Genomic DNA, 17,589 nt, shown 5'->3' with positions numbered 1-17,589 from the left:
GTCAGTCCGTTGATCGATGTTAATAAATTCGAAAGTATGCAAATCGGTTTAGCTTCGCCTGATAAGATCCGGATGTGGTCGTATGGGGAAGTTAAGAAACCAGAAACCATCAACTATCGAACTTTAAAACCAGAAAAAGATGGGTTATTCGACGAACGCATTTTTGGACCGACTAAGGATTACGAATGTGCTTGTGGAAAGTACAAACGGATTCGTTATAAGGGAATTGTTTGTGATCGTTGTGGTGTTGAAGTTACTAAGTCAAAAGTTCGTCGCGAACGGATGGGACATATTGAACTTGCAGCTCCAGTAACTCACATCTGGTACTTTAAAGGTATTCCAAGTCGGATGGGCTTAGTACTTGACATGAGCCCTCGTTCATTGGAAGAAATTATTTACTTTGCTTCTTACGTAGTTGTTGATCCTGGTGATACTCCACTTGAAAAGAAGCAATTGCTAACTGAACGTGAATACCGGGCTAAGTTAGACGAATACGGAAATCGTTTCGTAGCTAAGATTGGTGGGGAAGCTATCCAAGCCTTGCTACAAAGCGTGGATCTAGAAAAAGAAGCTAACTTACTAAAAGAAGAATTGAAGGAAGCTTCTGGCCAAAAACGGACGCGTGCCGTACGTCGTTTGGACATTATTGAAGCCTTCATCAAGTCTGGTAACCATCCGGATTGGATGGTAATGGATGCTATCCCAGTTATTCCGCCAGATCTTCGTCCAATGGTTCAATTGGATGGTGGCCGTTTTGCTACTTCCGACTTGAACGATTTGTATCGGCGGGTAATTAACCGGAATAACCGGTTGAAACGCTTATTAGACTTGAACGCACCGGGAATTATCGTGCAAAACGAAAAACGGATGCTCCAAGAAGCGGTAGATGCGTTGATCGATAATGGTCGGCGTGGTCGTCCGGTTGCTGGTCCTGGTAACCGTCCGTTGAAGTCACTCTCTCACATGCTGAAAGGTAAGCAAGGACGTTTCCGTCAAAACTTACTTGGTAAGCGGGTTGACTACTCCGGACGTTCGGTTATTGATGTTGGTCCATCATTAAAGATGAACCAAATGGGTCTCCCAGTTCCAATGGCAATGGAATTATTCAAGCCATTCATTATGAAGGAATTGGTTAGCCGGAACTTAGCTTCTAACATTAAGAACGCTAAGCGGAAAATCGATCGTAAAGACGAAGAAGTTTATGACGTTTTAGAAGATGTTATTAAGGAACATCCCGTGCTATTGAACCGGGCCCCTACTTTGCATCGACTTGGTATTCAAGCCTTTGAACCAGTTCTTGTTAGTGGTAAGGCAATGCGGCTTCACCCATTAGCTTGTGAAGCTTATAACGCTGACTTTGATGGGGACCAAATGGCGATCCACGTTCCGCTATCTAACGAAGCTCAAGCAGAAGCACGGCTCTTAATGCTTGCTGCTCACCACATTTTGGCACCTAAGGATGGTAAGCCAGTGGTTACGCCTTCTCAAGATATGGTTATCGGTAACTACTGGTTAACCATGGAACGTGCTGAAAGCGTCGGGGAAGGAATGATCTTTAACGACCTCGACGAAGTTAAACTTGCTTTGCAAAATGGTTACGTATCAATTCACACCCGAATTGGGGTGCGGGCAAGTTCAATGCCTGAAAAGCCATTTACCGATCAACAACGGCAACAAATTTTGATCACCACGGCTGGTAAGATGTTGTTCAACGACATTTTGCCAAAGGATTTTGTTTATCTGAACGCGCCAACTAACGAAAACTTAGTTAACGGTACGCCGGATGAATACTTCCTTGAAGCTGGTGAAGATATTCATGAACAATTGAACCAACGTCCGCTACTTTCACCGTTCAAGTCTGGATTCTTGAGTGATGTAATTGCGGAAGTTTACAAGCAATACAAAGTTACCGAAACTTCCTTGCTCCTTGACCGGATGAAGGATCTTGGTTTCTACCGTTCCACACTTTCTGGATTAACCGTGGGGATTGCGGATATTACCAACTTGCCGGACAAGCCTGCGATTATTGCTGCAGCGCATAAGAAGGTCGCAACGGTTACTAAACAATTCCGTCGTGGTTTGATTACGGATGACGAACGTTATGAACGGGTTATTGGAATTTGGAACGATGCTAAGGATGAAATTCAACAACGGTTGATGGATACCTTCGATCCACAAAATCCAATCTTCATGATGTCGGATTCTGGTGCTCGTGGTAACATCTCTAACTTTACGCAGCTTGCCGGGATGCGTGGTTTGATGGCTGCGCCTAATGGTAAGATCATGGAATTGCCAATCTTGTCAAACTTCCGTGAAGGACTTAGCGTTTTGGAAATGTTTATTTCTACTCACGGTGCTCGTAAAGGAATGACCGATACGGCCTTGAAGACCGCTAACTCAGGTTACTTGACTCGTCGTTTGGTTGACGTTGCCCAAGATGTTATCGTTCGTGAAAAGGATTGTGGTACTGACCGCGGTCTATTGATCACTGCGATTGCAGAAGGTAACGAAATGATTGAACCACTTTACGACCGGATCCTTGGTCGTTACACCATGAAGTCGGTTATCAATCCAGAAACTGGCAAGGTGATCGTGGGTCAAAACGAAATGATCGACGAACGTAGTGCACAAGAAATCATTGATGCTGGTATCCAAGAAGTAACTATCCGTTCCGCATTTACATGTAACACGGCTCACGGGGTTTGTGAAAAGTGTTACGGCCGGAACATGGCTACTGGTGACCGGGTTGAAGTTGGTGAAGCAGTTGGTACAGTTGCTGCTCAATCAATCGGTGAACCAGGTACTCAGCTTACCATGCGTAACTTCCATACTGGTGGGGTTGCTGGTAACGCCGATATTACCCAAGGTCTTCCACGTATCCAAGAAATTGTGGAAGCTCGTAATCCTAAGGGACCTGCTGAAATTTCCGAAGTTACTGGGGTGGTTGAATCCATTGAAGAAGATCCTGCCGAAGGTACTAAGGAAGTTACCGTTAAGGGTGAAACAGATACCCGGACGTATAGCTTACCAATCACTGCCCGCATGAAGGTAGCTGAAGGTGACTACATCCACCGTGGTGCACCACTTAACGAAGGTTCTATCGATCCGAAGAAGCTTATCAAGGTTCGTGACGTACTTTCTACTGAAAACTACTTGCTCAGTGAAATCCAAAAGGTTTACCGTATGCAAGGTATTGAAATCAGTGACAAGCACGTTGAAATCATGATTCGTCAAATGCTTCGGAAAGTACGGGTTATGGATCCAGGTGACACAGATATTCTTCCAGGAACGTTGATGGACATCGACGACTTCAAGAAGGATAACTACAAGACCTTGATCGCTGGTGGAATCCCGGCAACATCTCGTCCAGTAATTCTTGGTATTACTAAGGCTGCTTTGGAAACTAATAGTTTCTTATCCGCGGCTTCCTTCCAAGAAACTACCCGAGTATTGACGGACGCAGCTATTCGCGGTAAGAACGATCCGTTGGTTGGTTTGAAGGAAAATGTTATTATCGGTAAGATTATTCCTGCCGGTACTGGAATGACAGACTACCGTCAAATTAAACCAGAAGTGGTTGGTGGCAATACTGAACAACCACAAACGTTAAGCGACGTTGAAAAAGAAATGAACGAAACAATTGAAAATTAATTGTGAATTTTAAAAGGGTGTTCCAAGTTATTTTGACTTGGAACACCCTTTTTTGTTAGGAATGGAATTTAATTTTAGAAGTTGCTGCGCAGACTTTGGGCGAGCTGGTCGAAGCGGTCGTAAAAGGCAGCTGCATTAACCTGGGTAACAAAGGTGACGGGACGTCCCGTCGGATCCGGATACGTTTTTCCAGCCGAAATCCCCTTAGAAACCACCTTTACATTTAGTGGCTTGCTAGAAACTAGTTCAGGATACTTGCTAATTAAGGTGGTGAGCACGTCCCAAAGGTAGTAAGTTGAATTAGCTTCGAAAGAGTGCACTAATGAGTAACCTTGACCAATCAAGTCGAGAGCGGGGTACTGCCGTTGTTTTGCCCAACGTTGACGTAGCGCAGTGGTGAGGGGGACTTGGTTAGTACTGTCTAGGCTGACGATAGTAATCGGTAAATCGTTATCAAATACAGTTTGCACTGCCTCGGGGTCCCAAAAAGCGTTCCATTCAGCAGAGCCGTCGTGTGCAGGTTCGGCTACGTTTCCGATCCCGTTCATTGAGCCCCCCATCCAGAATAGCCGATCAATTTTGGCGGTGATGGTGGGATCAACTGCTAAAGCACGTGCTAAATCAGTCAATGGACCAGTCATTACGAGGGTGACTGGCACAGATGATTGCTGAAGCTTTTGGACCATGTCGAGGTGCGCCGGCTGTTTAGCTAACCGAGTTTGGGGATTACCCTCATTGAGGTGTTCATTTAAAATCGGGAAATCATCGAACGAAAATGCACTTAGCCGCCATTCCTTAGGAAATTGGTTGACTGGTCGGGAATCGGATTGGGCCACTTCGAGTTGGCTAGGCGAACCGAATAGATCGATAATTTTGCGCGATGCCGAAACGGCGGGTTCGACGTAAGAGTCGGCGCCCACGGCACTAACCCCGACAATTTCCGTATCTGGAAAAGCGAGTAATAAAATCAACGAAACTAAATCATCAACGTTGCCGTCGTGATTGAAATAAATTTTTTGCATGATGGTAACCCCCTAAATTTGATTATGGTTATCTTAGCATAATTAGTTGTGGAGCTGAATGGTTAATATAGGTAAGGATTAACCAATTGGCGGCAAAAAGGCAGGGGACGAAGGCAACCATTCGTTGTTTGGTAACCATTATGCGCACTAACGCAATTAAGCAGGCTAAGCAAATAATTCCTGAAGTTACGGACGTCCCGAATAGGAGGGCAAGAAAAACCATTACTTCAAGGTCGCCTTGACCCATTTTTTGAAAAAAACGCTGGTTTTCAAAGTTATTTAATAGTAAAACGGTTAATAGCACGAGTGCTGCAAATTTCACACCGCTAAAGGATTGGTAAGTTTCAAATAGCGCGGGAAATAGCAAAATTTGGGAGTGGATTTGTCTAGTGGCGTAATCTTCTACACTAAGAAAACTTAGAATCAGCAGAGTTAGAAGTGTAAAGGGTTCGCCAGTAGTTAGTTGTATGGTTAACCAAAAGCCGATCCCGCTAACGACTTCGAGACCCAGCATTTTGAGGGGAATCTGGTTTCCGCAAAAAAGACAGCGCCCCTTGCTAAAGCAGTAGCTAAAAATAGGGAATAAACAAAAGTAGGGTAGGGGAGTTAAACAATAATCACAATGGGAAGCGGGAAAAGTAATGGAATCCCCGGTTAAGCGACGTTGATAAGTAGCCATTAAAAAAGATCCCCACGAACAGCCAAAGTAAAAAATTAAAAAATGATAGAATAATAGCATTGAATTTTCCTCCTCGGTAACCGTAACTAAGTATAAAACTACGAAACTAACGGAGCGTTTTTTTAATTGATTAACTTGCATTCAATAAAATTGCGTGATATTCTATTTAAGGTGCTTTTTGTGGACAGGTTCTCTGCGCAAATGCAGACATGCTGACTGGAAACGTTAGCCCTGGTACCCGTCCTGGCCATCTTTTTTATAGCAAAAAAAGAACCGCCTGGATATGTGTACTTAAAAATACTTAAATTATTTTTCAATTATTTGGAAGGAGAAACATCGATGCCTACAATTAACCAATTGGTTCGTAAGGGTCGTCGTTCTCAAAGCTCGAAGTCAAAGGCTCCAGCTTTGAACTACGGCTACAACAGCATGAAGAAGTCTCAAGTTAATAATCCAGCTCCTCAAAAACGTGGAGTTGCAACACGTGTCGGTACTATGACACCTAAGAAGCCTAACTCAGCTTTGCGTAAGTATGCTCGTGTTCGTTTATCTAACTTGATCGAAGTTACAGCATACATTCCTGGTATTGGTCACAACCTTCAAGAACATAGTGTTGTCTTGATCCGTGGTGGACGTGTAAAGGATTTACCTGGTGTTCGTTACCATGTTATCCGTGGTGCACTTGATACAGCAGGGGTTACTGATCGTAAACAAAGCCGTTCTAAATACGGTACAAAGAAGCCTAAGAAGTAAGGAGGTCGTGTATAAATGCCAAGAAAAGGTCCAGCACCAAAACGCGAAGTATTACCAGATCCAATTTATAACTCAAAGCTTGTTACACGCTTAATCAACCGTTTAATGTTAGATGGTAAGCGTGGAAAAGCTTCAAAGATTCTATACAAAGCTTTCGATATTATCGAAAAGGAAACGGGTTCTCAACCAACTGAAGTATTCGAAGAAGCAATGAACAACATCATGCCTGTCCTTGAAGTTAAGGCTCGTCGTGTTGGTGGTTCTAACTACCAAGTTCCGATCGAAGTACGTCCAGACCGTCGTACAACCCTTGGTTTACGTTGGTTAGTTAACTACGCTCGTCTCCGTGGTGAACACACAATGTCAGAACGTCTTGCACGTGAAATCATGGATGCTGCTAACAACACTGGTGCATCTGTTAAGAAACGTGAAGATACACATAAGATGGCTGAAGCTAACCGTGCCTTTGCACATTATCGTTGGTAAAATTCAGTCGTTGCAATTACTTGTTGCAACCATTGATGACTATTATATGGATGCATATAGTAGTCATTTTTTCTAACAGGCTATTAATTGATTTCATTGGAAGGAGAAACTTTAAATAATGGCTAACAAACGTGAGTTTCCTTTAGAAAAGACTCGTAACATCGGTATCATGGCTCACATTGATGCTGGTAAGACTACCACAACCGAACGAATCTTGTACTATACAGGTAAAATCCACAAAATCGGTGAAACCCATGATGGTGCTTCACAAATGGACTGGATGGAACAAGAACAAGAACGTGGGATCACAATCACATCCGCTGCTACAACTGCAGCATGGAAAGACCACCGGATTAACATCATTGATACCCCAGGACACGTGGACTTCACTATCGAAGTTGAACGTTCCCTCCGGGTGCTTGATGGTGCGGTAGCCGTTCTTGATGCACAAGCAGGGGTTGAACCACAAACTGAAACAGTTTGGCGTCAAGCTTCTGATTACAACGTTCCCCGGATCGTTTTTGCTAACAAGATGGATAAGATCGGTGCTAACTTCGACTTCTCCGTACAATCATTACGTGACCGTCTTCAAGCTAATGCTTTACCAATTCAAATGCCAATCGGTGCCGAAGATGACTTTGAAGGGGTTATTGACTTAGTTGAAATGAAGGCCGACTTGTATGATGAAGACGAATTAGGTACCGAATGGGATACCGTTGAAATTCCTGACCAATACAGGGAAGAAGCTGAAAAACGTCGTGGCGAAATGCTTGAAATTTTAGCTGACGTTGACGAAAACATCATGGAAAAATACCTTGGCGGTGAAGAAATTTCTACTGATGAAATCAAAGCTGCTATCCGTAAGGGTACTTTGTCACTTGAATTGTTCCCAGTACTTGCTGGTTCAGCATTCAAGAACAAGGGTGTTCAAATGATGTTAGACGCTGTTGTGGATTACTTACCATCTCCATTGGATGTTAAGCCATACGGTGCTACAGATCCTGATACTGGTGAAGAAGTTCAATTGATTGCCGGCGACGACAAGCCATTTGCTGCTTTGGCATTTAAGGTTGCTACTGACCCATTTGTTGGTCGTTTGACATTTATCCGTGTTTACCAAGGTACTTTGGAATCTGGTTCATACGTATTAAATGCTACAAAGAACAAGCGTGAACGGGTTGGTCGTTTGCTACAAATGCACTCTAACCAACGTCAAGAAATCCCAGAAGTATTCTCTGGTGATATCGCTGCCGCAATCGGTTTGAAGAACACTACTACTGGTGATTCTTTAACTGATCCAGATCATCCATTACACTTGGAATCAATGCAATTCCCAGAACCAGTTATCGAAGTTGCCGTTGAACCAAAATCAAAGGCTGACCAAGATAAGATGGACGTTGCTTTACAAAAACTTGCTGAAGAAGATCCTTCATTCCGTGCTGAAACTAACCCAGAAACTGGGGAAACAGTTATCGCCGGAATGGGTGAACTTCACTTGGATATCATCGTTGACCGGATGAAGCGTGAATTTAACGTTGAAGCTAAGATTGGTGCTCCACAAGTTTCTTACCGTGAAGCATTTACAAAACAAACTTCTGCTCAAGGTAAGTTTGTTCGTCAATCTGGTGGTAAAGGTCAATATGGTGATGTTTGGATCGAATTCACACCTAACGAAGAAGGTAAAGGATTCGAATTCGAAGACGCTATCGTTGGTGGTGTAGTTCCTCGTGAATACATTCCATCAGTTGAACAAGGTTTGAAGGAAGCTATGAATAACGGTGTTCTTGCAGGTTATCCATTAGTTGACTTGAAGGCTAAGTTATACGATGGTAGTTACCACGAAGTCGATTCTAGTGAAGCTGCCTTCAAGGTTGCTGCTTCAATCGCTTTACGGGAAGCTGCTAAGACGGCTGCACCAGTTATCTTAGAACCAGTTATGAAGGTTGAAATCCGTGTTCCAGAAGAATACATGGGTGATATCATGGGTCAAGTAACTGCTCGTCGTGGTCGTGTTGAAGGTATGGAAGCAATTGCTGGTGCTGAAGAAATCCACGCATTTGTTCCACTTTCAGAAATGTTTGGCTATGCAACTACGCTTCGTTCTGCATCACAAGGTCGTGGTACATTTACAATGACCTTTGATCACTACGAACCAGTTCCAAAGTCAATCCAAGAAGAAATTATCAAGAAAAATGGCGGAAAAGCTGAATAATTTCTAAAATCGAAGTTCTCTTTTTTAACGTTTAAAGCGTTAGGGAAGGGAACTTCTTTTTTTGCAAAAAAATCGCTAAATGCCCTTGCCACGGGGGCGTTTTTCATGTATCATAATCAAGTACCGTGTAAAAACGAGGGGGCATACTGCCCTCCCCACGGTGGTGTATAAGCAGAGCGTTGATGTGAAAGGTTGCGACACACCCGGCCGCTTTGCCACAGGGTGTGGCGGTAATTTTCACGGAGCAAGTCTTATTTTTAAAATAGACGAGGGAGGTAACACAATGGCAAAACAAAAAATTCGTATTCGCCTTAAGGCTTACGAACATCGTATTTTAGATCAATCTGCTGACAAGATTGTTGAAACAGCAAAACGCACTGGTGCAACAATTTCGGGTCCAATCCCATTGCCAACAGAACGCACAGTTTACACTGTTTTGAGTTCTCCACACAAGTTCAAGAAGGCTCGTGAACAGTTTGAAATGCGCACACATAAGCGTTTGATTGATATCGTTAACCCTACACCAAAGACAGTTGATTCTTTGATGAAGCTTGACTTGCCAAGCGGTGTAGATATCGAAATCAAATTATAATTTTAAAGCACAAACGGAGGTGTACTAATGACCACAAAAGGAATCTTAGGTAAGAAGGTCGGAATGACACAGGTTTTCACTGAAGCTGGTGAATTAATCCCAGTTACAGTAATCGATACTACTCCTAACGTTGTATTGCAACTTAAGACTGTTGAAAACGACGGTTATGCAGCAGCTCAATTAGGTTTTGACGACAAGCGTCAAGTATTGAGTAACAAACCTGAACAAGGCCACGTAGCAAAAGCAAATACAAATCCTAAGCGCTTCATTCACGAAATCAGAGATGTTGAGCTTGGGGAAGATGTTAAAGTCGGAGACAAGATCGCAGCAGACATCTTTGAAGCAGGTGACTTCGTCGATGTAACTGGTACTACTAAGGGACATGGTTTCCAAGGTGTTATCAAAAAAGACGGTCAACGTCGTGGTCCGATGGCGCACGGTTCTCGTTACCACCGTCGTCCTGGTTCATTGGGAGCAATTATTAACCGCGTGTTCCCAGGTAAGAAGTTGCCAGGTCGCATGGGTAACAAGACAGTTACAATTCAAAATCTAGAAATCGTTAAGGCAGATACAGAAAACAACGTACTTTTGGTTAAGGGTAACGTACCTGGCGCTAAGAAGTCATACGTAGTTGTTAAGAGTACTGTAAAAAACACATCTAAATAAGAGAGGAGGACCAATAAATGGCTAACGTATCATTATTCAAACAAGACGGAACTCAAAACGGAACCGTTGAATTAAATGCCGACATCTTCGGTATTGAACCCAACAACGATGTGGTCTTTGAAGCCGTAGTTATGCAACGTGCATCTATGCGCCAAGGAACACACGCAGTAAAGAATCGTAGTGCTGTACGTGGTGGTGGTAAGAAACCATGGCGTCAAAAGGGTACTGGACGTGCTCGTCAAGGTTCAATTCGTTCACCACAATGGCGTGGCGGAGGAATTGTCTTCGGACCTACTCCTCGTTCATACGCATACAGCATTCCAAAGAAAATGCGTCGCTTAGCATTGAAGTCAGTACTTTCACAAAAGGTATTGGATGAAAGCTTGGTTGTTGTTGATGAATTTAAGTTCGAAACTCCAAAGACAAAGGACTTTGCTCAATCATTAAGCAAACTTAATGTTGAAAAGAAAGCTCTATTAGTTCTTGAAGAAGATAACGAAAGTGCTGTATTGGCTGCTCGTAATTTATCTAACGTAAAAATTGTTGAACCAACTGGTATCAACGTTTTAGATATTATGAATAGCGACAAACTTGTCATTACACAAAAGGCTCTTTCTCAAGTAGAGGAGGCTCTAGCATAATGGAATCACGTGATATTATTTTACGCCCAGTTGTTACCGAAGCATCCATGGCGTTGATTGACGACAAGCGTTACACGTTTGACGTAGATCCTCGTGCTACAAAGACTCAAGTTAAGAAAGCTATCGAAGAGATCTTTGATGTTAAGGTAATCAAGGTTAACATTATGAATGTTAAAGGTAAGTTGAAGCGCCAAGGCCGTTACGCTGGTTACACAAAGAAGCGTCGTAAGGCAATCGTTCAACTTTCAGAAGATTCAAAAGAAATCCAATTATTTGGTGAAGAATAAAAAATAGGAGGGAAACAACGTGGGGATTAAGAAATTTAAGCCAACAACGAATGCTCGTCGTGGCATGACACAATTGGACTACGCTGAAATTACAAAGAAGCGTCCAGAAAAGTCATTGTTGGAATCTCAAAGCCATTCAGCTGGTCGTAACAACTACGGTCGGATGACGGTTCGCCATCGTGGTGGTGGTAACAAGCGTCAATACCGGATCATCGACTTTAAGCGGATTAAAGACGATGTGCCAGCAACAGTTAAGGCAATCGAATATGATCCAAACCGTTCAGCTAACATTGCATTGCTTGTTTACGCTGATGGTGTTAAATCATACATCATTGCTCCTAAAGGTTTAAAAGTTGGCGACCAAGTTCAATCTGGACCTGAAGCCGACATTAAAGTAGGTAACGCGCTACCACTTGCAAACATTCCTGTTGGTACAGTTATCCACAATATCGAATTAAAACCAGGTAAGGGTGGACAACTTGTTCGTTCTGCTGGTACATCAGCTCAATTACTTGGTAAAGAAGGCAAGTATGCACTTGTTCGTCTTGCATCTTCAGAAGTTCGTATGATTCTTGCTACAAACCGTGCCACAATTGGTGCTGTAGGTAACGAAGAACACGAATTAATCAACGTTGGTAAAGCTGGTCGTAACCGTTACGCTGGTCAACGTCCACACGTTCGTGGTTCTGTAATGAACCCTAACGATCATCCACATGGTGGTGGTGAAGGTAAGGCACCTATCGGACGTCCATCTCCACTTTCTCCATGGGGTAAGAAAACAATTGGTAAGAAGACTCGTAACAAACATAACAAGTCAAACAAATTTATCGTTCGTGGTCGTAAACGCGGTCGCTTAGGTAATATCTAGAACAGTTTTCGAAGGAGGTCAAATTAATGGGTCGTAGTTTAAAAAAGGGACCATTCGCTGATGAACATCTTTTGAAGAAGATCGATGCACAAAAAGATCAAGAAAAGAAATCAGTTATCAAGACATGGTCACGTCGTTCAACAATTTTTCCAAGTTTCATCGGTTACACAATCGCTGTATACGATGGTAGAAAACATGTTCCAGTTTATATCCAAGATGATATGGTTGGTCATAAGCTTGGCGAATTTGTTCCAACTCGCACATTCCGTGGTCACGGTGGCGACGACAAAAAGACATCTGGAAAGTAAGGAGGATGAATCATGGCTGAACAAGTAACATCTGCACAGGCAACTGCAAAGACTGTTCGGATTGCCGCTCGTAAGGTTCGTCTCGTAGTCGATCTTATCAGAGGTAAAAGTGTCGCTGAAGCTTTTGCAATTCTTAAATTTACACCGCGCAGTGCTTCACCTATCGTAGAAAAGGTATTGAAGTCTGCAGTGGCGAATGCTGAAAATAACTTTGATTTGGATCGTGAAGATTTGGTAATTAGCAAAGTCTTTGTTAACGAAGGACCAACGTTGAAACGTTTCCGTCCACGTGCTAAGGGCTCGGCATCACCAATCAACAAACGGACAAGTCATATTACAGTTGTAGTATCAGAAAAATAGGAGGGATAACGCGTGGGTCAAAAAGTAAATCCTAATGGATTCCGTGTTGGTGTCATTCGTGATTGGCAAGCAAAATGGTATGCTGATAAAGACTTTGCTAAGTTCCTTGGCGAAGACATCAAGATTCGTGAATTTATCGCAAAGCAACTCACTGATGCTTCCGTATCTACTGTTGAAATTGAACGTGCTGCAAATCGTGTTAACATTTCAATTCACACTGCAAAACCAGGTATGGTTATCGGTAAAGGTGGATCAGAAGTTGAAAAGTTGCGTAAACAACTAAATGAATTAACTGGCAAACGTGTTCACATCAACATCGTTGAAATCAAGAAACCTGATCTTGAAGCAAAACTTGTTGGTGAAAACATTGCTGCTCAACTAGAAGGACGGGTTGCATTCCGTCGTGCTATGAAACAAGCTATGCAACGCTCAATGCGTGCCGGCGCTAAAGGTATTAAGACACAAGTTGCAGGTCGTCTAAACGGAGCCGACATGTCACGTGTAGAACACTATTCCGAAGGTAAGGTTCCTCTTCACACATTACGTGCTGATGTGGATTACGCTTGGGTTGAAGCTCGTACTACATACGGTCAACTTGGTGTTAAGACATGGGTTTACCGTGGTGAAATTTTACCTGAAGCAAAGGAAGCTAATAACAACTCTAAAGAACAAGGAGGGAAATAAGCATGTTAGTACCTAAGAGAGTAAAACATCGTCGCGAACATCGTGGACGGATGCGTGGTGCCGCTAAAGGCGGTAAGACAGTTACTTTTGGTGAATTCGGCTTACAAGCATTGACTTCATCATGGATTACTAACCGCCAAATTGAAGCTGCTCGTATCGCAATGACGCGTTACATGAAGCGTGGCGGTAAAGTTTGGATTAAGATTTTCCCTCATAAATCATACACATCTAAAGGTGTGGGTGTTCGTATGGGTAATGGTAAAGGTACTCCAGAAGGCTGGGTTGCACCAGTAAAACGCGAAAAGGTTATGTTTGAAGTTGCAGGTGTTCCTGAAGAAGTTGCCCGCGAAGCTCTTCGCTTGGCAGCTATGAAACTTCCTGTTAAGACAAAGATTATCGCACGCGAGGAAGTAGGTGGCGAATCAGATGAAGGCTAAAGAAATTAATGAATTAACCACTGACGAAATGATCAACAAGGAAAAAGAGTACAAGGACGAGTTATTCAACCTACGTTTCCAATTGGCAACTGGCCAACTTGAAAACACTGCTCGCCTTAAAGCTGTTCGCAAGAACATTGCGCGGATCAAAACTGCTCTACGTCAACAAGAATTAAACAAGTAAAAGAATACGAAGGGAGGACTTAGTCAATGAGTGAAGAACGTAACGCACGAAAGGTTTACCAAGGACGCGTAGTTTCTGACAAGATGGATAAGACTATCACAGTCCAAATCGATACTTACAAGACACATCCAGTTTACGGTAAACGTGTAAAGTACTCAAAGAAATATAAGGCACATGACGAAAATAACGCTGCAAAGAAGGGCGATATCGTAACAATCATGGAAACAAGACCTTTGTCTGCAACAAAGAGATTCCGTTTGCTTGATATCGTTGAAAAAGCAGTTATTATCTAGCTCATGTTTCGTATTCTGATACAAAATTGAAGGGAGGACACTAACTGTGATCCAACAAGAGAGTCGTTTGAAAGTTGCTGACAATTCTGGAGCACGTGAACTGTTGGTTATTAAGGTATTGGGTGGTTCCCGTGTTAAATTTGGTTACATTGGTGACGTTGTGGTTGCTACGGTTAAACAAGCAACACCAGGTGGCGTTGTCAAAAAAGGTGACGTTGTCAAAGCGGTTGTTGTTCGTACAAAACAAGGCGCACATCGTGCTGATGGTTCATACATCAAATTTGACGAAAATGCTGCAGTATTAATTAAAGATGATAAGAGTCCACAAGGAACACGTATCTTTGGCCCAGTTGCACGTGAATTACGTGATAAGGACTACATGAAGATTGTTTCTTTGGCTCCTGAAGTATTGTAATCGACCATCATAACGAAGGAGGTGCGCCATTAAATGTTCGTAAAAGTTGGCGACAAAGTTCGCGTAATCAGCGGAAAAGACAAGGGCAAGGAAGGTACCATCAAACAAACACTTGCTAAAAAGAACCGTGTTGTTGTTGAAGGCATTAACATGATTAAAAAACATCAAAAGCCTAACAATGCAAATCCTCAAGGTGGAATTCTTGATATTGAAGCACCAATCGATGTTTCAAACGTAATGCTTATCGATCCATCAACTAATGAACCAACTCGGGTTGGTTTCAAGGTTGTTGATGGTAAAAAAGTTCGTGTTTCTAAAAAAACTGGCGAAAGTATCGACAAGTAATCTAAACGGAGGGAGGAAAATAAATTCATGGCAAATCGTTTAAAAGAAAAGTTCGTTAACGAAATTACACCTGATCTAGTTAAGAAATTTGACTACACATCAGTTATGCAAGTACCAAAGATTGAAAAAATCGTTTTGAATATGGGTGTTGGTGATGCAGTTGCTAACTCAAAGAACCTTGATGAAGCTGTTGCTGAATTAGCACTTATTTCAGGACAAAAGCCACTTGTTACAAAGGCTAAAAAGTCAATTGCTGGATTCCGTCTTCGTGAAGGTATGTCAATTGGTGCCAAAGTTACACTTCGTGGTGAAAGAATGTATGACTTCTTAGACAAGTTGATCAACGTTTCATTACCTCGAGTTCGTGATTTCCACGGTGTTAGCCGTACCGCCTTTGATGGCCGCGGTAACTACACATTAGGTGTTCGCGAACAATTGATTTTCCCAGAAATCGATTTTGATAATGTTAACCGTGTTCGTGGTTTGGATATCGTAATCGTTACGACAGCAAACACTGACGAAGAATCACGTGAATTATTGGCAGAATTTGGAATGCCATTTGAAAAGTAAGCGAAGGGAGCAAACAAATTGGCTAAAAAATCATTAGTTGTAAAGAGTGAACGTCCTGCTAAGTTCTCAACTCAAGCATATACTCGTTGCGAACGTTGTGGCCGTCCACACTCTGTATACCGTAAATTCCATTTATGCCGTATTTGCCTTCGTGAATTAGCTCATGAAGGACAAATTCCTGGTATGAAGAAAGCTAGTTGGTAAAAAGAAATCAGAGTTAAAGGAGGGTAATACTGAATGTCTATGACAGATCCGATTGCAGACTTTCTTACTCGTATTCGTAATGCGAACATGGTTCGTCACGAATCTTTAGAAGTACCTGCATCAAAAATTAAGAAGGATATTGCTGAAATTCTTAAGAACGAAGGCTTTATCAAAGATGTTGAATATATTGACGATGACAAACAAGGCATCATTCGTGTATTCCTAAAATATGGAAAGAACAACGAACGAGTTATCTCTGGTTTGAAGCGTATTTCAAAACCTGGATTACGTTCATACGTAAAAGCTGATGAAGTTCCGAAGGTGTTGAATGGTTTGGGTATCGCAATCATCTCAACTTCTGAAGGTGTAATCACAGATAAAGAAGCACGCGCTAAGAAAATCGGTGGAGAAGTATTAGCTTACATCTGGTAATTTTTTAGATAAGGAGGTGCCGTTCAATGAGCCGTATCGGTAGAAAACCAGTTGAAGTTCCAGCTGGTGTTGAAATTAAACAAGACGGAAACGTCGTTACTGTTAAAGGACCTAAGGGTGAATTAACACGCACAATGAGTGCGGATATTAAAATGAACGTTGAAGGAAATGTTGTTACATTTGATCGTCCAAGCGATGATAACAAGATGCGCGCATTACATGGTACTACACGCGCTAACTTTAACAACATGGTTGAAGGAGTAACCAACGGTTTCGAAAAGAAACTCGAATTAGTCGGTGTTGGTTACCGTGCTCAACTTAAAGGTAAGAAGCTTGTTTTGAACCTAGGTTACTCAAACCCAGTTGAAATGGAAGCTCCTGAAGACCTTAAGGTAGAAGTACCTGACAACACACACATTAATATCAGTGGAATTAGCAAGCAACGCGTTGGTGATTTTGCCGCTGAAATCCGTGCCGTACGTTCACCAGAACCTTACAAAGGTAAAGGGGTTCGCTACGTTGGTGAATACGTTCGCCGCAAGGAAGGTAAGACAGGTAAGTAATCTAGCAGCTTGATATAGTTAGCTGATAATTTAAAAATATGAGGTGAAAATTTTGATTTCAAAACCAGATAAGAATAAGAAACGTCAACGTCGTCACGCACGTATTCGTTCAAAAATCTCTGGTACTGCAGAGTGCCCACGCTTAAATGTATATCGTTCTAACAAAAACATCTACGCTCAAGTAATTGATGACGTAGCGGGTGTAACGCTAGTTAGTGCCTCAACATTAGATAGCGAAGTTTCAGGTGGCTCAAAGACTGAAGCTGCTGCACAAGTTGGTGCTTTGGTTGCCAAGAGAGCTGTTGAAAAGAAAATCGAAAATGTCGTTTTTGATCGTGGTGGATACCTTTACCATGGTCGTGTGCAAGCTTTAGCTGAAGCTGCTCGCGAAAACGGACTTAAATTTTAAGGATAGGAGGGAAATACGTACATGTCTAAGTTTATCGATCCAGAAAAATTGGAATTGGAAGACCGCGTAGTTGCCATCAACCGGGTTACAAAGGTTGTTAAAGGTGGACGTCGTCTTCGTTTTGCTGCTTTAGTCGTTGTTGGTGACAAGAACGGTCATGTTGGTTTTGGTACTGGTAAAGCTCAAGAAGTTCCAGAAGCAATCCGTAAAGCAGTTGAAACTGCACGTAAGAGTTTGATCGAAGTTCCAATCGTTGGAACAACTCTCCCTCACGAAGCCATCGGTGTTTACGGTGGTGGACGGATTCTGATGAAGCCAGCTGCTGAAGGTTCTGGAGTTACTGCTGGTGGTGCTGTTCGTGCCGTTATGGAATTAGCCGGTGTTGATGATGTTACAAGTAAGCGTTTGGGTTCAAACACCCCAGTTAACGTTATCCGTGCTACTTTCGAAGGCCTTAAGAGCATGCGTAATGCAGAAGAAGTTGCTGCCCTACGTGGGGTTTCAGTCGATCATTTAGCTGAATAAGGA

At 42.5% G+C, this 17,589-nt stretch carries 25 protein-coding genes; 23 read left to right on the top strand and 2 right to left on the bottom strand.

The genetic code is table 11. The features are described from left to right. Positions 1-9 precede the first annotated feature (9 nt). Complete coding sequence (gene rpoC, locus NL111_RS07745; protein WP_002832285.1) at positions 10-3,651, top strand: DNA-directed RNA polymerase subunit beta'; 3,642 nt, start codon at positions 10-12, stop codon at positions 3,649-3,651. A gap of 74 nt (positions 3,652-3,725) precedes the next feature. On the opposite strand, the gene NL111_RS07740 is transcribed toward rpoC, so the two are convergent. Both NL111_RS07740 and NL111_RS07735 read right to left on the bottom strand, forming a co-directional pair. Next, positions 3,726-4,673 carry a nucleoside hydrolase gene (locus NL111_RS07740; RefSeq protein WP_128211412.1) on the bottom strand — a complete coding sequence of 316 codons (948 nt, stop codon included), beginning with the start codon at positions 4,671-4,673 and terminating at the stop codon, positions 3,726-3,728. 28 nt (positions 4,674-4,701) lie between these two features. Further along, on the bottom strand, positions 4,702-5,412 hold the full coding sequence (locus tag NL111_RS07735; RefSeq protein WP_285110116.1) for a prepilin peptidase: 711 nt from the start codon (positions 5,410-5,412) through the stop codon (positions 4,702-4,704). Positions 5,413-5,691: 279 nt separating this feature from the next. Here NL111_RS07735 and rpsL point away from each other — a divergent pair, with 279 nt between their 5' ends. The 22 genes from rpsL (at position 5,692) to rpsE (ending at position 17,586) form a co-directional block, all read left to right on the top strand. Then, the gene (gene rpsL, locus NL111_RS07730) at positions 5,692-6,105 is read left to right on the top strand and encodes a 30S ribosomal protein S12 (RefSeq protein ID WP_002832281.1); all 414 of its coding nucleotides are present in this window, start codon (positions 5,692-5,694) and stop codon (positions 6,103-6,105) included. A 15-nt stretch (positions 6,106-6,120) separates the two neighbouring features. Further along, complete coding sequence (rpsG, locus tag NL111_RS07725; protein WP_002832280.1) at positions 6,121-6,591, top strand: 30S ribosomal protein S7; 471 nt, start codon at positions 6,121-6,123, stop codon at positions 6,589-6,591. 118 nt (positions 6,592-6,709) lie between these two features. Further along, positions 6,710-8,803 carry an elongation factor G gene (gene fusA, locus NL111_RS07720; protein WP_002832278.1) on the top strand — a complete coding sequence of 698 codons (2,094 nt, stop codon included), beginning with the start codon at positions 6,710-6,712 and terminating at the stop codon, positions 8,801-8,803. A gap of 283 nt (positions 8,804-9,086) precedes the next feature. Further along, positions 9,087-9,395, top strand: coding sequence for a 30S ribosomal protein S10 (rpsJ, locus tag NL111_RS07715; protein WP_002832277.1), 309 nt, complete (start codon positions 9,087-9,089; stop codon positions 9,393-9,395). Positions 9,396-9,422: 27 nt separating this feature from the next. Then, positions 9,423-10,061, top strand: coding sequence for a 50S ribosomal protein L3 (rplC, locus tag NL111_RS07710; protein ID WP_002832275.1), 639 nt, complete (start codon positions 9,423-9,425; stop codon positions 10,059-10,061). 17 nt (positions 10,062-10,078) lie between these two features. After that, positions 10,079-10,702 carry a 50S ribosomal protein L4 gene (gene rplD, locus NL111_RS07705; protein ID WP_002832274.1) on the top strand — a complete coding sequence of 208 codons (624 nt, stop codon included), beginning with the start codon at positions 10,079-10,081 and terminating at the stop codon, positions 10,700-10,702. Then, entirely contained in the window at positions 10,702-10,989 is a 288-nt protein-coding gene (rplW, locus tag NL111_RS07700) for a 50S ribosomal protein L23 (RefSeq protein WP_002832273.1), read from the top strand. The genes rplD and rplW overlap by 1 nt, the downstream gene beginning before the upstream one ends. Before the next feature lie 19 nt (positions 10,990-11,008). Beyond that, positions 11,009-11,857, top strand: a complete 849-nt coding sequence (rplB, locus tag NL111_RS07695; RefSeq protein ID WP_002832272.1) for a 50S ribosomal protein L2 — start codon at positions 11,009-11,011, stop codon at positions 11,855-11,857. Positions 11,858-11,883: 26 nt separating this feature from the next. After that, the gene (gene rpsS, locus NL111_RS07690) at positions 11,884-12,165 is read left to right on the top strand and encodes a 30S ribosomal protein S19 (protein WP_002832271.1); all 282 of its coding nucleotides are present in this window, start codon (positions 11,884-11,886) and stop codon (positions 12,163-12,165) included. 12 nt (positions 12,166-12,177) lie between these two features. Further along, complete coding sequence (gene rplV / locus NL111_RS07685; RefSeq protein ID WP_002832270.1) at positions 12,178-12,525, top strand: 50S ribosomal protein L22; 348 nt, start codon at positions 12,178-12,180, stop codon at positions 12,523-12,525. A 12-nt stretch (positions 12,526-12,537) separates the two neighbouring features. Then, entirely contained in the window at positions 12,538-13,209 is a 672-nt protein-coding gene (rpsC, locus tag NL111_RS07680) for a 30S ribosomal protein S3 (RefSeq protein ID WP_004165509.1), read from the top strand. A 2-nt stretch (positions 13,210-13,211) separates the two neighbouring features. Continuing rightward, positions 13,212-13,646 (top strand): 50S ribosomal protein L16, encoded by a 435-nt coding sequence (rplP, locus tag NL111_RS07675; protein WP_002832268.1) that lies wholly within the window; start codon positions 13,212-13,214, stop codon positions 13,644-13,646. Beyond that, positions 13,636-13,830, top strand: coding sequence for a 50S ribosomal protein L29 (gene rpmC / locus NL111_RS07670; protein ID WP_002832266.1), 195 nt, complete (start codon positions 13,636-13,638; stop codon positions 13,828-13,830). Before rplP ends, rpmC begins: the two co-directional genes overlap by 11 nt. A 26-nt stretch (positions 13,831-13,856) precedes the next feature. Further along, positions 13,857-14,123, top strand: a complete 267-nt coding sequence (gene rpsQ / locus NL111_RS07665) for a 30S ribosomal protein S17 (RefSeq protein ID WP_002832265.1) — start codon at positions 13,857-13,859, stop codon at positions 14,121-14,123. 46 nt (positions 14,124-14,169) lie between these two features. Then, positions 14,170-14,538: a 50S ribosomal protein L14 gene (gene rplN / locus NL111_RS07660; RefSeq protein WP_002832263.1), complete on the top strand. Its 369-nt coding sequence runs from the start codon at positions 14,170-14,172 to the stop codon at positions 14,536-14,538. Positions 14,539-14,571: 33 nt separating this feature from the next. Next, positions 14,572-14,883, top strand: a complete 312-nt coding sequence (rplX, locus tag NL111_RS07655; protein ID WP_002832262.1) for a 50S ribosomal protein L24 — start codon at positions 14,572-14,574, stop codon at positions 14,881-14,883. A gap of 27 nt (positions 14,884-14,910) precedes the next feature. Then, the gene (gene rplE, locus NL111_RS07650; RefSeq protein ID WP_002832261.1) at positions 14,911-15,453 is read left to right on the top strand and encodes a 50S ribosomal protein L5; all 543 of its coding nucleotides are present in this window, start codon (positions 14,911-14,913) and stop codon (positions 15,451-15,453) included. Between the two features lie 18 nt (positions 15,454-15,471). Continuing rightward, positions 15,472-15,657 carry a type Z 30S ribosomal protein S14 gene (locus tag NL111_RS07645; protein ID WP_002832260.1) on the top strand — a complete coding sequence of 62 codons (186 nt, stop codon included), beginning with the start codon at positions 15,472-15,474 and terminating at the stop codon, positions 15,655-15,657. A gap of 33 nt (positions 15,658-15,690) precedes the next feature. After that, on the top strand, positions 15,691-16,089 hold the full coding sequence (gene rpsH, locus NL111_RS07640; protein ID WP_002832258.1) for a 30S ribosomal protein S8: 399 nt from the start codon (positions 15,691-15,693) through the stop codon (positions 16,087-16,089). A 26-nt stretch (positions 16,090-16,115) separates the two neighbouring features. Further along, entirely contained in the window at positions 16,116-16,652 is a 537-nt protein-coding gene (rplF, locus tag NL111_RS07635) for a 50S ribosomal protein L6 (RefSeq protein ID WP_002832257.1), read from the top strand. Positions 16,653-16,695: 43 nt separating this feature from the next. Beyond that, positions 16,696-17,061, top strand: coding sequence for a 50S ribosomal protein L18 (rplR, locus tag NL111_RS07630; protein ID WP_004166087.1), 366 nt, complete (start codon positions 16,696-16,698; stop codon positions 17,059-17,061). Positions 17,062-17,082: 21 nt separating this feature from the next. Further along, positions 17,083-17,586: a 30S ribosomal protein S5 gene (rpsE, locus tag NL111_RS07625; protein WP_002832255.1), complete on the top strand. Its 504-nt coding sequence runs from the start codon at positions 17,083-17,085 to the stop codon at positions 17,584-17,586. Positions 17,587-17,589: the final 3 nt, after the last annotated feature.

This window comes from Pediococcus sp. AC40 (genome assembly GCF_030252485.1).
GTDB classification, from domain to species: domain Bacteria; phylum Bacillota; class Bacilli; order Lactobacillales; family Lactobacillaceae; genus Pediococcus; species Pediococcus acidilactici.
This window is presented reverse-complemented; position numbering and strand designations above follow the sequence as displayed.